A 14004-nucleotide genomic window follows, 5' to 3' on the forward strand; every position below is an offset into this window, starting at 1 on the left:
ACGCGCCGACGACCTCGCGCGTGCGACTCGCGGCCTCCGGCCGCTCGTCGGCACGCGCCACCGCAGTTTTGTTTATCAATGGCAAATTCGCTGGGCTTCAGTCCGTCTGGCGTCGGCGCGGCCGACAACGGCTTGAAGTGCGCGCTCGTCAGACGGAGCGTACGAATGGAGCCGCCAGACATCGAGCGGTTGGACGAGCGCACCGTCCAGCGGATCGCGGCCGGCGAGGTCGTCGAGCGCCCCGCGAGCGTCGTGAAGGAGTTGATCGAGAACAGCCTCGACGCGGGCGCGAGCCGCGTCGCCGTCTCGGTCGAGGCCGGCGGCACCGAGGGGATCCGCGTCCGCGACGACGGCGTGGGCATCCCCGCGGACCAGTTGGAGGCGGCCGTCGCGGAACACGCCACCTCGAAGATCGGCGACATCGAGGACCTCGACCGCGGCGTCGCGACGCTCGGGTTCCGCGGCGAGGCCCTGTACACGGTCGGCGCCGTCTCCAGACTCACCGTCCGGTCGCGGCCCCCGGACGCCGACGCCGGCGCCGAGATCACCGTCGACGGCGGGAACGTCGGCGACGTCCGCCCCGCGGGCTGTCCCGAGGGGACGACCGTCGAGGTCGAGGACCTCTTCTATAACACCCCCGCCCGCGAGAAGTTCCTCAAGCGGACCGCCACCGAGTTCGACCGCGTGAACGCGGTGGTGACCGGCTACGCGCTGGCGAACCCGGGCGTCGCGGTCTCGTTGGAACACGACGGCCGCGAGACGTTCGCGACCGAGGGGAACGGCGACCTCCGGTCGGCCGTCCTCGCCGTTTACGGCCGCGAGGTCGCCGAGTCGATGATCGACGTCGAGTGGACGCCGGCGGGAGATGGCGCCGGCGCGGACGGCGCCGCGGGGGACAGCGCCGAAGCCGACGCGCCCGTCGGGCGAGTGGCCGGACTGGTCTCTCACCCCGAGACGACCCGTTCGACGCGCGATTACCTCTCGACGTATGTCAACGGCCGGTACGTCACCGCGAGCGCGCTCCGCGAGGCGACGCTCAACGCCTACGGCGGACAGTTGGCCCCCGACCGGTACCCCTTCGCCGTCCTCTTCGTCGAGGTGCCGTCCGGGGACGTCGACGTGAACGTCCACCCGAGGAAGCTAGAGGTGCGCTTCGACGAGGAGTCCGCGGTCCGGTCTGCCGTCGAGACGGCCGTCGAGGACGCCCTGCTCGACCACGGGCTGATCCGGTCGACGGCGCCCCGCGGCCAGTCGGCGCCAGACGAGACCGTCGTCAGCCCGGAGACGCCCGACTCCGAGGCCGTCGGCGGGGCGAACACGGGCCACGAACGCGCCGCGCGCGAAGGGCGCGGGCCCGCGACGACGGGCAACTCGGAGGACACCGAGGACGCCTCCGTGGAGAGCTTCTCCGCGGACTCCGGGGCAGCCACCGACGCGGGCTCGGAGGCCGACTTCGACGCCGGTTCGGACGCCGCCGAAGAGTCGGGCAGCGACTCCGGGAACGCGGACGGCGACTCCGGGAACCCGGAAGCGCCGTCCGAGTTGGATCCGACGGACGACGCGGCGTGGGCCGTCGACGACCTGGGCGGGGGCGGTTCGACGGAGGAACCGGGCGAGGCATCGGCCGAGAGCGGAACGGAGCGCATCGACTCCGGCGCCGACTCGGCAGGTGCCGGCTCTTCAGATGCCGGCGCGTCGGTCGAACCGGCTCCGGGCGCGGACGGATCGACCGACCGGGCGGCCGGAGTCGACGGGAACGAACGCGACCGCCGAGCCCCGGGAACGGGCGAGACCGGACCGGACGCCGGCGTCGAGTCCGCCTCGGACTCGACGGCGCCGCGACCGACTCCCTCGGCGCGCGCCGCGGCGCGACAGCGGACGCTGGACGGCGAGGCGACCGAGGCCGAACGCGAGTTCGACTCGCTGCCCGCCCTGCGAGTGCTCGGCCAACTTCACGACACGTACGTCGTCGCCGAGGCGCCCGACGGGCTCGTGTTGATCGACCAGCACGCGGCCGACGAGCGCGTGAACTACGAGCGGCTCCGGGCCGTCTTCGCGGACGGCGCGGACGCGCAGGCGCTCGCGGAGCCGGTCCGCATCAAGTTGACCGCGCGCGAGGCGGCGCTGTTCGAGGAGTTCGTCGACGACCTCTCGGGGATCGGGTTCCGGGCCGAGCGGGCGGGCGACCGCGAGGTGGCGGTCACCGCGGTCCCGGCCGTCTTCGACGCCGCGCTCGACCCGGACCTCCTCCGAGACGTGCTGTCCGCGCTGGTCGACGACGCCGCCGCGGGCGACGCGCCGGTCGCGGACGTCGTCGACGAACTGCTCGCCGACCTCGCGTGTTACCCCTCGGTGACGGGGAACACTTCGCTGACCGAGGGGCGGGTGGTCGACCTCCTCGACCGGCTCGACGGCTGCGAGAACCCGTACGCCTGTCCGCACGGGCGGCCGGTCGTGATACGGTTCGACGGCGAGGAGATCGGCGCGCGCTTCGAGCGCGACTACCCCGGTCACGGCGGCCGACGCGCCGAGTGAGGCCGCGTGCGTCGTCGGTCGCTGGCCGGAGGGTCGGAGCGCCCGCGGCGATCGATCCGGCCGGTGAGTATCGATTCTGATACGTGGGGGAGGTCGTTTAACAGGCCGGTGTCCTTGATCGCTTACATGCCGATAGCAGCGGTGAAAAACAGCTATGGAGCGAAACTGGGCGTCGGATACGTCGCGACGGGCGCGTTCATCGTCGCCGTCGGTCTCGTCACCGACGACGCGAATGCGACCATCGTCGCGGCCGTCGCCGGACTGTTGACGCTCGGGTCGATCAACGCGGCCGAAACGATCGCCAGCGTCGCGGAGATCGGCGCGCAGACGCAACGCGTCGCAAACGGCGACATCAACCAAGAGGTCCAGTCCACCCGGACCGACGAGTTCGGACAGCTCGCCGGCTCGATCGAAAAGATGCGTCTCTCGCTGAAAGAGCGCCTCGCGGAGATGGAACGGACGCGAGACGAACTCGAGGAGGCGCGAACGGAAGCTACCGAGATGGCGGACCGGTATCGACGGACCGCCGACCGCTACGCGGAGGTCATGGAGGAGGCGGCGACCGGCGACCTCACCCGGCGCGTCGACGTCGACGAGACCGACGAGAGCCTCGCGACCGTCGGCGAGTCGTTCAACCGGATGATGGACGACCTCCAGGGGACGGTGGAGACGGTCCGGGAGATGGCCGACCGGATCGAGGCCGACGCCGGCGAGATGGCCGAGATGAGCAACGAGGTCGAACAGCGCGTCGCCAGCGCGACGGGCAGCGCGACGACGATCCGAGGGCAGGCGAGCGACCAGCGCGCGGAGCTCGAATCCATCGCGTCCGACATCGAGAACGTCAGCGCGTCCGCCGAGGAGATCGCGGCGACCGTCGACGACCTGTCCGACCGGAGCGAGACGGTGGCGACGACGAGCGACGACGCCCGCCAGTCCTCACAGAGCGCGCTAGACGAGATGGCGGAAGTCGAGTCCGAGGCGGAACGCGCCGTCGACCGGGTCGAGCAGCTCGAAGAGGGGATGGACGAGATCACCGAGATCGTCGACATCATCGGCGAGATCGCGGAACAGACCAACATGCTCGCGCTGAACGCCTCGATCGAGGCGGCCCGGGCGGACGGCTCCGGCGACGGGTTCAGCGTGGTCGCCGAGGAGGTGAAGTCGCTCGCCGAGGAGACGCAGTCGCGCGCGAACGAGATCGACACGATGATAGACGACATCGCCGACCAGACCGAGGAGGTGACGGTGTCGATCCGGTCGACACAGGAGCGCGTTCAGACCGGAACCGACACGGTGGAATCGACGCTGAGCGACATCGAGACGATCGCCGACTCCGTCGACGAGATCAGCCGGTCGCTCGACGAGATCCGACGGACGACCTCGGACCAGGCCGACACGGTGCAAGAGACCGCCGGCTCCGTCGACTCGATAACGGAACTCAGCACGGAGACCGCCGAGACGGCGGAGCGGACCGCGACCGAGGTAGAGGAGGGTCAGTCCGTCGTCGAGGACGTGTCCGACTCGCTTCGCGAGTTCCAGACCGACGCCGTGAGGACGCTCCAAGACCGAGTCGCGGCCTTCACCGTCGCCGACGGCGAGTCCGATTCCGGCCCGACGGCCGAGGCCGGGACGGGTCGTTCGCGGGCGACGACTGACGGGGGTGCCCGATGACGGGCGCCGTCAGCGTCGCCTACTGGGTGGCGGCGCTCGGGTTCCTCGTCGGGCTCGGGATCACGGCGGCGCTGTACGCGAAACTGAGCGAGTCGGAGCGGCGGGGTCGGCTCGCCGCCCTGGCGGTGATCCCCGGCTTCGCCGGAATCTGTTACGTCGGGATGGCGCTCGGGATCGGGACGGTCACCGTCAACGGCTCCGAGTTCGTCGGCCTCCGCTACGTCGACTGGATCGTCACCACGCCGCTTCTGGTCGGGTTCATCGGGTACGTCGCCGGCGCGTCGCGCCGCGCAATCGCGGGCGTAATGCTCGCCGACGCGCTGATGATCGCGTTCGGCGCCGGCGCCGTCGTCGCCGGCGGGACGCTCAAGTGGGCGTTGTTCGGCGTCTCAGCGGTGTTCCACCTCTCGCTGTTCGCGTACCTGTACGTGATCTTCCCGCGGGCGGTTCCCGACGACCCGATGCAGCGGGGACTGTTCAGCCTGCTGAAGAACCACGTCGGACTCCTGTGGTTGGCGTACCCGTTCGTCTGGCTGATGGGCCCGGCCGGCATCGGATTCACCGGCGCGGTGAGCGCCGCGCTGACGTACGCCTTCCTCGACGTGCTGGCGAAGGTCCCGTACGTCTACTTCTTCTACACTCGGCGGCAGGCGTTCACCGACGTGACGGCGTCATCGACGGCGGGGGCCGAGAGCGACCCCGCTGCGATAGGCGACGACGCCCCGACGGCGGCCGACTGAGTCGGCGGGCGCGTCTCGCCGCGCTCGACAGGGGGAGACCGAGCGGCGACCGCAGAGAGGTACGTTTTAGGCGACAGCGGTGGACCCACCGGTATGGAACGCGTAGCGATCGTCGGCGCGTCGATGACCCCGTTCGGGCAGCGCGACGCCTGGGTCCGCGAGCTGCTGGCGGAGGCGGGCGCGGCCGCGCTCGACGACGCCGGCGTCGACGGCGACGGCCTCGATCACCTGTACGTCTCGAACATGGCCAGCGGCGAGTTCGAGGGACAGACCGGCGTCCCCAACGCGCTCGCTCACGACCTGGCGGCGCAGCCGGCCTACACCGCCCGGATCGACCAGACCTCCTCGTCTGGCGGCGCGGGCGTGTACGCGGCGTGGCAGTCGGTCGCCTCCGGCGCGAGCGACCTCACGATGTTGGTCGGCGGCGAGAAGATGACCCACCGGACGACCTCGGAGGCGACCGACGTGATCGCGTCGCTCACCCACCCGGTCGAGTACAAACACGGCGTGACGCTCCCCTCGTTCGCGGGGCTCACCGCGCGCCTCTACCTCGACGAGTACGACGCGCCCCGCGAGAGCCTCGGGAGGGTCGCGGTGAAGAACCACAGGAACGGCGTGGACAACCCCCACGCCCAGTTCCGGAAGGAGGTCGACCTCGACACGGTGCTGGACTCGCCGATCGTCGCCGACCCCCTCCGGCTGTACGACTTCTGTCCGATCACCGACGGCTCCGCGGCGCTCGTATTCTGTCCCGAGTCCGTCGCAGAGGAGTACGCCCCCGACGGCAACTACGCCGTCGTCTCGGGGATCGGCGGCGCGACGGACACCCACGTCGTCCACGAGCGCACCGACCCGACGACGATGGGCGGCGTCGTCGACTCCTCCGATATCGCCTACGAGATGGCCGGGATCGGCCCGGACGACGTGGACGTGGCGGAGCTCCACGACATGTTCACCATCCTAGAGTTCCTCCAGAGCGAGGACCTCGGCTTCTTCGAGAAGGGCGGGGGGTGGAAGGCTGTCGAGGAGGGCGTCACCGACCGCGACGGCGACCTCCCGATCAACACCTCCGGCGGCCTCAAATCGAAGGGACACCCGCTCGGCGCCAGCGGCGTCGCACAGGTGTACGAGATATTCAAGCAGGTCACCGGCGACGCCGGACCGCGACAGGTCGAGGCCGACACGGGGCTCGCCTGTAACGTCGGCGGGTTCGGGAACTGCGTGACCACGACGGTCCTGGAGGGAAGCCAATGAGCGACAACGATAGCGGCGAGACGGAACAGGGCGCCGAACCGACCTTCGAGGCCGCCGAGTACGCCGACGGGACCGTCACCTACCCGCCCCACACCGTGGGCCCGAACGGCGCCGAGCGCGTCGGAACGGTCGACCTCCGCGAGTACGAGGGCCGCGTCGTCACCTGGACGACCTCGACCGCGACCCCGCCGGGCGTCCGGGAGCCGAACACCCTCGCGATAGTCGAGTTCGACATGGGCGACGGGTACGACGGACCCCCGGTCCGCGCGCTCGGACAGATCGCGGCGCGCGACGAGGGCGCGAGCGCCGACTCCGAGGACGCCGAGCAGTACGACGTCGACATCGGCGACCGCGTCGAACCCGTCTACGCCGACGAACTCAGGGAGCCGGGCGCGGGGATCCGCGAACCGGAGAGCCAAGACTGGGACGGCTTCCGGTTCCGCCCGGTCGAGTAGTCGGGCAGTCCGCGATCGGCCGACGGCACCGCTGCCGCCGCCCCGGCCGCCGTCGTCCCTCCTTCACGCCCTGAAACGGGCCGCCGCCGAGTCCGTGAGCGGTCCGAGCGTCTCCTCGTGAACCCCGTCGAGCGTGTACACGTCGGGGCGGTACCGTATCTCCTCGGTCACGCCGTGCGCCTCCCTGAGTCGGCGGCGCACTCGGTCGACGTCCGCCCGGTCGAAGTAGTTCGGCGTGAACACGAGCACCGCGTGGTCGGTCTCTCCGAACGCCTCGCAGCCTGCCCGGGTCGAGACCTTCGCGTCCCAGAAGCGGCCGGCCTCAACGTCCGCGACCACGCCCTCCCAGAGGTCGGTCACCGCCTCCGGCGGGCGCTCGACGAGCCACTTGCCGCTCAGATACGTCGAGTCGAGAGCGAGTCGATCCGCGTCAGCGACGGTCGCCGCGTCGACGACGGCCTCCGCGTCGGTCGGCAACACCCCCGGAGTCGCCCCGTCCACCGGCGGCAGGTCCGCCGCCGTCGTCGCCGCCGGTCGCGTCACGTCGTGGGCCGGGAAGTAGCCGTCGCGGGCGTTTCTCGGGAACCCGGTCACGTCTTTCGCCCGGAGCCAGTGCCGGCCGGGGTCGTCGATCTCGGTCGGAGCGCGGTCGACCACCATGGGGTCCGTTCCGGCCGGCGAGAGAAAACGCTCCCGGCGCGGTCGACGCGCTCGCGCCGCGTTCAGATCCCCCGGAACCCGCCGAGTCGCGTCCCGTCCAACAGGTAGGCGTCGCCGGCCGGTAACGCGTCGGGGAGGAAGGGCGCGAGGAACGACTGGCCCTCGACGTTGACCCACGTCCCGCCGGAGCGCTCGTTGAACGCCGGGAAGATCACGAGTTCGGGCGGGTCGTCGACGGCCGCGGGGTTCGGCTCGTCGTCCCCGACGAAGGCCGCCGGATCGACCCGTCCGCGGAGCCACGCGCGCTCCACACGGGATCCGCCGACCGGGTCCTCCAGTCGGACCTGCGGGTGTTCGTGGCCCATACACACCACGTCGGCGCCGAGGAGGGCCGGGTCCGGCCACGTGTGACCGTGGACGACGCCGACGGCTCCCTCGCTCTCCTCGACGGACCCGCCCCCGATCACGCTGCCGGCGGGGTCGATCACGTCCAGGTCGGCCGCGAACGCCTCCGCGACGCCCGCGTCGTGGTTCCCCTCGACGAGCGTCATCGGGACGCGGTCGGTCACGGAGCGGATCAGGGTACCCAGCTCCTCGCGCTCGTCGCCCTCGGGCGCGGCGATCCGGTGTGCGAGGTCGCCGAGGACGACGAGCCGGTCGGCGTCCGTCTCGTCGATCAGGCCGCAGAGCCGCTCTCGGCGCGCGTCGGCCCGGGATTCCAACTCGACGCCGCGCTCGTAGCGCAGGCCGACCTCGATGCCGGCGTGGACGTCCGCCACGAGCAGCGCGCGCTCGCTTCCGAGGTCGGCCACGGCCGCCGGCTCGCCGACGACCGGCTCGACGCGCGCCATCAGATCGGCTTGAGCAGCCCGTCGCCGGGCTCGTAACACTGGCCGCTCATCAGGGCGTCCTGAATGGCGTCTTCCACCGCCTCGGGGTCGACGCCGTGGTCGTCCGCGACGCGCTCGACGACGGCCTGACGGGGCGCACCGTCACCGTCGTCGAGGTCGGACATCGCCTCGACAGACGCGGCCTCGAGGTCGACGTCCTCGCCGTCCGCCTCGGCCTCCGCGTCGTCGGACGCGTCGGCGGTCTCCGCTGCGGGTTCGGCCGCCTCCTCGTCGCCCGCGGGGTCGGCCGCGTCGCTCGCGGTCGGATCGGCCCCGCGGTCCGGTTCCTCGGCCATCTCCTCCGGCTCGGGCACGTCGATGTCGGCCTCGCCGGGCTCGTCGACCTCGGTCCCGGTCGAGAAGTCGGTGCCGAACTCGGACTCGATCTCCTCGCGTTCCTCGTCGTCGAGTTGGTACATGTCGTCGCCGTCGGAGTCAGCCCCCGCGTCCGCGCCGGAGGGACCTCCCTCGTCGGCGCCGGCGTCGAAGTCGCCGAGCCCGCCGCCGTCGTCAGTCGCGGAATCGGGAGCGTCCGCGTCCGCGAGCGGCTCTGACTCCTCGACGGCCGGTTCCGAGTCGGTCGCGGCGCCGACCGCCGTCTCGGCCGATTCGTTCGTCGCCGCCTCGGGCTCGGAGACAGATTCGGCGTCCGCGGTCGAACCCGAGTCAGTCGCCGACCCGGCGTCGGCGGTCGATTCCCTGCCCGCGGTCGGTTCGACGTCCGCGGTCGACTCCGAGTCGACCGTCGGTTCGAGGTCAGAGTCGGGGCCGCCCTCTTCGGAGTCATCGACGGTCCCTTCGAGGTCATCGGCGTCGGCCGCGTCAGAGTCGGTGATCGGCTCGGCGTCGACCGCCGCCGGTTCCGCGATGGTCACGTCCGTCTCGGGGAGGGGTCCGAGCGCCGTCTGCTCGCCCTCGTCGGGGGCGATGTCGAGGGGACGCACCTCGTCGCGGTCGCCAGCGACCAGTTCGAGGGCGTCGACCGCGAGTCGGCGGACCGCCTCGGCGTAGGCCGCGGTCGTCCCGTAGTGATCGAGCGCCTTCGGGATGCCGGCGGCGAGGGGTGCCGGAGCCCCGCCTGCCTCCAGCGCGGCGCGGAGGTCGTCGCCGCGCAGGTCGGAGTCGAGCGCGACCGCGAACACCGCGAGGCGGTCGAGCGTCGCCTCCGCCGCGGTGACGACCCACCGGTTGCGGGTGTCGGCGTCGACCTCGTTGAGACTCTCCGGGCGAACGGAGGTGAAGACGCGGTCGGAGTCCTCGGGCTCGAAGGTGCGTGCCTTGCCCGTGAGCGCGACGAACTCGGGCGGTTCGGCGCGTTCGAGGAACGTCTGCGCCTCGGGCTGGTACTGGCCCGCGTAGGTGACGAACGCGCCGGAGGGGTCGACGACCCGGCCGCGTCGCGTCTCGTCGTTCACGCGCTCTATCTCGGTGAGCACGCCCGCGACGAACAGGCGGTTCACCCGCGCGCCGGTCGGCGTCACGACGTAGTTGGGGGCGCGCTCCTCGTCGCTCTCGGAGTACGACAGCGACGCGTCGTCGAACTCGGCGGCGAACAGCCGGTAGGCGACCTCCCGCGCGCCGGGACCGTCGTCGCTCATTCGCCCACCTCCGCGAGCGCGGCGCGAGCCGCGTCGGCGGGGTCGTCCGTCGCGAGTTCGAATTCGGCCGCGTCGAGGTTGGCGCCGTAGTCGTCGACCGAGAGGTTCCCGCGGACGCGGTAGGCACAGCCCACGAGGTCGTCCGCGATGGCGTCGGCGACGACCTCCTTGTCCATCGCGTCCTTCGCCGCGGCGAGGGCGTCGTCGAGGCCGCCGCCGTACACCTCGGCGGTCAGTTCGTCGTCCAAGACGACGGTGACGGTGTCGGTCCCGTCGTCGAGGATGGCCTTCACCCGCAGGTCGTCCTCGCCGTCGACGTCGCCGTGGCTTCGGCACTGCCCGTTCTGAACGACGCGGCCGCACTCGGGACAGCGCTCGATGAGCCCGGAACCGTCCCGGATCTCCAAGACGTTCCCGACGACCTCGACGTCGAACATGCCGCCGGAGCCGACCGCGTCGGCGACCGACAGCCGCGGGGCGTCCTCGGCGACCTCCACCGGGTCGGGCAGCGGGGTCACGGTCGAGAACTCGGTGAGGTTGAGCGAGGGGACGCCGCGGAACTCGCGGACGTACACGTCCTCGATCCGGAGGTCGGCGCCCGGTTCCAGTTCGGAGCGGGGCTGCCAGTCGGTGAACGGGAGCTTCGCCGTCTCGTCGCCGACGACGCCCTCTAAGATCTCCGTCTCTCCGTCCCGTCCGGAGATGGTCTTCTCGTCGACCTCCAGCACGCGGACCTCCACGTTGCGCCCGCGGTCGCCGGCCGCGATGTCGACGAGGCGCCGGTCGCCGCCGACCTCGTGGTCCACCTCGACCGGCTCGTCGGCGATCGCGACGGTCGTCGAGTCGTTGAGGTTGAGCTCCGGCTCCCCCTCCCACTCGCGGACGCCGGCGTTGCCGATCGTCAGCGAGTCGCCCGGCTCGAACCCGAAGTCCTGCCACGCGGTGTAGGAGATGACGCCCGTCTCGTCGGCGATCTCCCCCTCGCGGATCGTGAGGTCGTCGCCCTGATAGCGGATGGTGCGCGTCCCCTGCGTGAGCACGCGGACCGTCACGGTCACGCCGTCGTTGTCGGTCGTGATCTCGCCGACGTTCACGGCGTCGGGCGTGGGCGTCGACCCGCCGCCACCGCCGCCGTGTTTCCGCCGGACGCTCTGTTTCGCCTCGTCGACCGGGACGCTGTACTCCAGCAGGTTCTCTAGGTCGGCTTTGACCTCCTCTTTGTCGACGCCGAGGTCGGAGGCGAGCTCCTCGGCATGGCTGTTGACGTCCATCGGAATCGGATTCGGCGCGGCCGCACAAAAGGATTCACCACCGTTCGACCGGGCGGCGCGTCGGTCCCGCTCGCCCGTGGCCGCGACACGCCGGCACAGCTAAACGGCTCCCGTTCGCAGGAGGCCCCATGGACGACTCCGACATCGAGATCGACGCGCGCGTCACCGACGAGCGGACCGTGATCGACGTGACCGGCACGCGTGACGTGGCCGTCGTCGTGCGCTCGAACGACGGGGAACGGATCTACCTCCCGCCGGAGGGGTTCGACGACCCCGTCTCGGGCTCGCCGTACACCTCGCCGTATCAGGGGGCCGGCGCGGGCGGCGAAGAGAGCCCGTACGGCGGCGCGAGCGGCAGCACCCGCGGCGTGATCGAGACCGCGGACGGCTTCCGGGTCACGCACCCGGAGGCGGCGAGCGAGTTCGACGTCTACCGCGGCGCGGAGTGAGTCGGGAGAACGGCCGTCCGGAGCGAGCCGCCGGGAGGACGGCGAGGTGGGAAACGCGTGCGGCCGACTACGCGACGTCTTCGTACACCGCGAGCGTGTCCTCGGCGACCGCGGACCACTCGCGGCGCTCGTACTCCGGCAGCTCCTCGCGGTCGAGCGCCTCGATGAGCCCGTCGACGATGGACTCCGAGTCGGTCTCGACCTCGACGAGACAGCCGTCGGGAAGCACCTCCGCGACGCCGGACGGCGTCGCGACGACCTGCGTCCCCGCCTCCAGCGCCTCCGTGATCGTGATCCCGAACGGCTCCGCGTACGAGGGCGAGACGAACGCGTCCGAGGCGGCGTAGTAGTCGCCGAGCTCCGACTCGGGAACGTACCCCACGAACTCGACGCGGTCGTCGATTCCGAGCAGCTCGGCGAACCGCTTCAGCTGTTCGGTCTGGTGACCCGATCCGCCGACGACGAGCGTCGTGTCGCGACCGCGGAGCTTCTTCATCGCGTACAGCAGGTGCGAGATCCCTTTCTGGTCGGTGTGGCGGCCGACGAAGAACAGCATCTCTCCGTCGATTCCGAGGTCGGCGCGCACGTCCTTGCCCGAGAACTGCGGCGTCGAGAACCCGTTGTACACGACCCGCGAGTCGGCGTCGTACAGCTCTTGGATGTCCTCGCGGACGAGTTCGCTGACGGCGATGTTCGTGTCGGCGGCGTTCGCGAGCCGTCGCTCGGTCTCGACCTCTCGGCTCGGCGGGTCGATGTTGCGGTCGCTCGCGAGCGAGTGGAACGACGAGATCCACGTGGCGTCCGACTCGCGGGCGGCGGCGCGGCCGGGACCGTAGCCGAACCAGTCGTGCGTGTGGATCACGTCGTGGTCGGTCGCGAGTTCGGCGAAACGGTCTGAGAGCTCGCCGATTCGCGCGGCGATGTCGCCGTCGCCGGTCGCGACCGGTTCGAGTCCGGGCCTGTCGTCGGGAGCGAACTCCGCCGGTAACACGAGCGTGACGTCGACGCCGAGGTCGTCGCGCAGTCCGGTGAACAGTTCGCCCACGTGGACGTCGAGCCCGCCGGTGATGTTCGGCGGAAACCCCCATCCCAGCATGAGTACGCTCGGCGGCATACTCCCCCGTTTCGGGAGTCACCACTTAGGTATGCCCCTCGGGTGCGAACGGCGAGGGCGTCGACGACCGCGTAAAACGAGACCGCGAGTCCGCTCGGGAAGTACGTCCGGTCAGGCCGCGTGGACCGCGTCGCGCAGCGTGTCCGTGCGTTCGGTGATCGACTCGGCGGCGTCGGCGAGCACGTCGAGCGGGTCGCCCTCCGCGGCCTTGACGGTGAGGACCGGCTCGGTCTGGCCGCCGGACTGCTCGGGGTTCACGTCGTAGGTCGCGGCCGCGACGTCGTCCGACTCCAGCAGGGCGCCCTTCAGCACGTTCATGAACGTGTGGTCCTCGCCCGCGATCTCGATGTGGAGTTCCGTGTCGGTCTTCTCGATGACCCGCAGTTCCATACCCGAGAGGTCGGGCGAGCGGCGTTTCAAGCTTTCGTCTCCGGGTTCTCGCCGGATGCGGACCGGTCGCACACGACCCGAAACGGTTTGTCGGCCCCGCCGGTGGCCGCCGTATGGAGATCCGACGGCTGCCGGCCACCGAGGCCGCGGTCGAACGCCACGCGAGGGAGCTGTGGCTCCCCTACCACCGCGACCTCGCGGCCGCGGTCGAGGCCCACGCCCTCGCCGACCGGCCCGACCGGTTGTTCGTCGGGGACCTCTGCGTCGCGCCCCCGTTCCGCGGGAGCGGGCTCGCCGACCGGCCACTGGACCGCGCGGTCGCCGACGCCAGTGACCGCGGCTGCGGCCAGCTCCGGCTCGACGTGGACGTCGACAACGGGCGCGCCGCGGCGTTCTACGATCGGAGGGGGTTCGAGACGTACCGGAAGGATCTCACGATGGGGGTCGGGCGGGCTTGAGCGCGACGGTCAGGCGGCTCCGCGAGGGCGACGTGCGGCCGCTGGTCGAGGACCTGTGGCTGCCGTTCGCCCGCGAGATGGAGTCGGTCGCCGACCGCAACCGCCTCGCCGACGACGTCGACCTCGTCGAGAGGGGCGTCGAGCACCGGGAAGGCCGCCTCGCCGCCGACGGGGCGGTGACGTGGGTCGCCGTCGACGGCGGCGACCTCGTCGGCTACGCGGCCGCGAGCGTCGAGTCACCGCCGCCCGTGTTCGCCGCGGGCGACCGGCTCCACCTCGGCGAACTGTACGTCCGCGAGCCGTACCGCGGCGAGGGCGTCGCCGGCGCCCTGCTCGACCGAGTCGACGAGACGGCCGCGGCCCGGGACTGCGAGCGCGTGACCCTCGACGTGGACGTCGCCAACGAGCGAGCGCGTGCGTTCTACGAGAAGCGGGGGTTCGCGGTCGCGCGTCACCGCATGACCGACCGAACTCGCGATGGGGAGTGAACGCATCCGGCGCCGCGGCTAGGGGCGAGAA

14 protein-coding genes are annotated in these 14004 nt (G+C 71.4%); 8 read left to right on the forward strand and 6 right to left on the reverse strand.

Features of this window, described 5'->3' with window-relative positions; all coding sequences use genetic code 11:
* Positions 1-165 precede the first annotated feature (165 nt).
* The 5 genes from mutL (at position 166) to ACZ5KW_RS15690 (ending at position 6655) form a co-directional block, all read left to right on the forward strand.
* A complete protein-coding gene (gene mutL, locus ACZ5KW_RS15670; RefSeq protein WP_343777294.1) occupies positions 166-2535 on the forward strand; it encodes a DNA mismatch repair endonuclease MutL in 2370 nt (789 codons plus the stop codon).
* Between the two features lie 126 nt (positions 2536-2661).
* On the forward strand, positions 2662-4206 hold the full coding sequence (locus ACZ5KW_RS15675) for a methyl-accepting chemotaxis protein (protein WP_343777293.1): 1545 nt from the start codon (positions 2662-2664) through the stop codon (positions 4204-4206).
* Positions 4203-4946 carry a bacteriorhodopsin gene (locus ACZ5KW_RS15680; protein ID WP_343777292.1) on the forward strand — a complete coding sequence of 248 codons (744 nt, stop codon included), beginning with the start codon at positions 4203-4205 and terminating at the stop codon, positions 4944-4946. Before ACZ5KW_RS15675 ends, ACZ5KW_RS15680 begins: the two co-directional genes overlap by 4 nt.
* Before the next feature lie 93 nt (positions 4947-5039).
* Entirely contained in the window at positions 5040-6200 is a 1161-nt protein-coding gene (locus ACZ5KW_RS15685; protein WP_343777291.1) for a thiolase family protein, read from the forward strand.
* Positions 6197-6655, forward strand: coding sequence for a Zn-ribbon domain-containing OB-fold protein (locus ACZ5KW_RS15690; protein ID WP_343777290.1), 459 nt, complete (start codon positions 6197-6199; stop codon positions 6653-6655). The genes ACZ5KW_RS15685 and ACZ5KW_RS15690 overlap by 4 nt, the downstream gene beginning before the upstream one ends.
* 63 nt (positions 6656-6718) lie before the next feature.
* Here ACZ5KW_RS15690 and ACZ5KW_RS15695 read toward each other — a convergent pair whose 3' ends face one another.
* From ACZ5KW_RS15695 to ACZ5KW_RS15710, 4 genes are all read right to left on the reverse strand, one after another.
* The gene (locus ACZ5KW_RS15695; protein ID WP_343777289.1) at positions 6719-7315 is read right to left on the reverse strand and encodes a putative phosphothreonine lyase domain-containing protein; all 597 of its coding nucleotides are present in this window, start codon (positions 7313-7315) and stop codon (positions 6719-6721) included.
* 62 nt (positions 7316-7377) lie between these two features.
* Positions 7378-8166, reverse strand: coding sequence for a metallophosphoesterase (locus ACZ5KW_RS15700; protein ID WP_343777288.1), 789 nt, complete (start codon positions 8164-8166; stop codon positions 7378-7380).
* On the reverse strand, positions 8166-9803 hold the full coding sequence (locus ACZ5KW_RS15705) for a hypothetical protein (RefSeq protein WP_343777287.1): 1638 nt from the start codon (positions 9801-9803) through the stop codon (positions 8166-8168). Before ACZ5KW_RS15705 ends, ACZ5KW_RS15700 begins: the two co-directional genes overlap by 1 nt.
* Entirely contained in the window at positions 9800-11074 is a 1275-nt protein-coding gene (locus ACZ5KW_RS15710; RefSeq protein ID WP_343777286.1) for a Single-stranded DNA binding protein, read from the reverse strand. Before ACZ5KW_RS15710 ends, ACZ5KW_RS15705 begins: the two co-directional genes overlap by 4 nt.
* Positions 11075-11202: 128 nt before the next feature.
* Between ACZ5KW_RS15710 and ACZ5KW_RS15715 the strand changes: the two genes are divergently transcribed.
* Positions 11203-11523: a DUF7510 family protein gene (locus tag ACZ5KW_RS15715; protein ID WP_343777285.1), complete on the forward strand. Its 321-nt coding sequence runs from the start codon at positions 11203-11205 to the stop codon at positions 11521-11523.
* A gap of 67 nt (positions 11524-11590) precedes the next feature.
* On the opposite strand, the gene ACZ5KW_RS15720 is transcribed toward ACZ5KW_RS15715, so the two are convergent.
* Entirely contained in the window at positions 11591-12619 is a 1029-nt protein-coding gene (locus ACZ5KW_RS15720; protein ID WP_343777391.1) for a glycosyltransferase family 4 protein, read from the reverse strand.
* A 129-nt stretch (positions 12620-12748) separates the two neighbouring features.
* Positions 12749-13027, reverse strand: a complete 279-nt coding sequence (locus ACZ5KW_RS15725) for a DNA-directed RNA polymerase subunit L (protein WP_343777284.1) — start codon at positions 13025-13027, stop codon at positions 12749-12751.
* Between the two features lie 113 nt (positions 13028-13140).
* On the opposite strand from ACZ5KW_RS15725, the gene ACZ5KW_RS15730 reads away from it, so the two are divergent.
* Complete coding sequence (locus tag ACZ5KW_RS15730; RefSeq protein WP_343777283.1) at positions 13141-13485, forward strand: GNAT family N-acetyltransferase; 345 nt, start codon at positions 13141-13143, stop codon at positions 13483-13485.
* Positions 13482-13973 carry a GNAT family N-acetyltransferase gene (locus ACZ5KW_RS15735; RefSeq protein WP_343777282.1) on the forward strand — a complete coding sequence of 164 codons (492 nt, stop codon included), beginning with the start codon at positions 13482-13484 and terminating at the stop codon, positions 13971-13973. The genes ACZ5KW_RS15730 and ACZ5KW_RS15735 overlap by 4 nt, the downstream gene beginning before the upstream one ends.
* The last annotated feature ends 31 nt before the right edge of the window (positions 13974-14004 follow it).

It is taken from the genome of Halorubrum ejinorense, from assembly GCF_055389685.1.

Bases quoted from the DNA above. Each gene is read 5' to 3' on its own strand.
- mutL (WP_343777294.1), top strand. From the start codon at position 166: ATGGAGCCGCCAGACATCGAGCGGTTGGACGAGCGCACCGTCCAGCGG.
- ACZ5KW_RS15675 (WP_343777293.1), top strand. From the start codon at position 2,662: ATGCCGATAGCAGCGGTGAAAAACAGCTATGGAGCGAAACTGGGCGTC.
- ACZ5KW_RS15680 (WP_343777292.1), top strand. From the start codon at position 4,203: ATGACGGGCGCCGTCAGCGTCGCCTACTGGGTGGCGGCGCTCGGGTTC.
- ACZ5KW_RS15685 (WP_343777291.1), top strand. From the start codon at position 5,040: ATGGAACGCGTAGCGATCGTCGGCGCGTCGATGACCCCGTTCGGGCAG.
- ACZ5KW_RS15690 (WP_343777290.1), top strand. From the start codon at position 6,197: ATGAGCGACAACGATAGCGGCGAGACGGAACAGGGCGCCGAACCGACC.
- ACZ5KW_RS15695 (WP_343777289.1), bottom strand. From the start codon at position 7,315: ATGGTGGTCGACCGCGCTCCGACCGAGATCGACGACCCCGGCCGGCAC.
- ACZ5KW_RS15700 (WP_343777288.1), bottom strand. From the start codon at position 8,166: ATGGCGCGCGTCGAGCCGGTCGTCGGCGAGCCGGCGGCCGTGGCCGAC.
- ACZ5KW_RS15705 (WP_343777287.1), bottom strand. From the start codon at position 9,803: ATGAGCGACGACGGTCCCGGCGCGCGGGAGGTCGCCTACCGGCTGTTC.
- ACZ5KW_RS15710 (WP_343777286.1), bottom strand. From the start codon at position 11,074: ATGGACGTCAACAGCCATGCCGAGGAGCTCGCCTCCGACCTCGGCGTC.
- ACZ5KW_RS15715 (WP_343777285.1), top strand. From the start codon at position 11,203: ATGGACGACTCCGACATCGAGATCGACGCGCGCGTCACCGACGAGCGG.
- ACZ5KW_RS15720 (WP_343777391.1), bottom strand. From the start codon at position 12,619: ATGCTGGGATGGGGGTTTCCGCCGAACATCACCGGCGGGCTCGACGTC.
- ACZ5KW_RS15725 (WP_343777284.1), bottom strand. From the start codon at position 13,027: ATGGAACTGCGGGTCATCGAGAAGACCGACACGGAACTCCACATCGAG.
- ACZ5KW_RS15730 (WP_343777283.1), top strand. From the start codon at position 13,141: ATGGAGATCCGACGGCTGCCGGCCACCGAGGCCGCGGTCGAACGCCAC.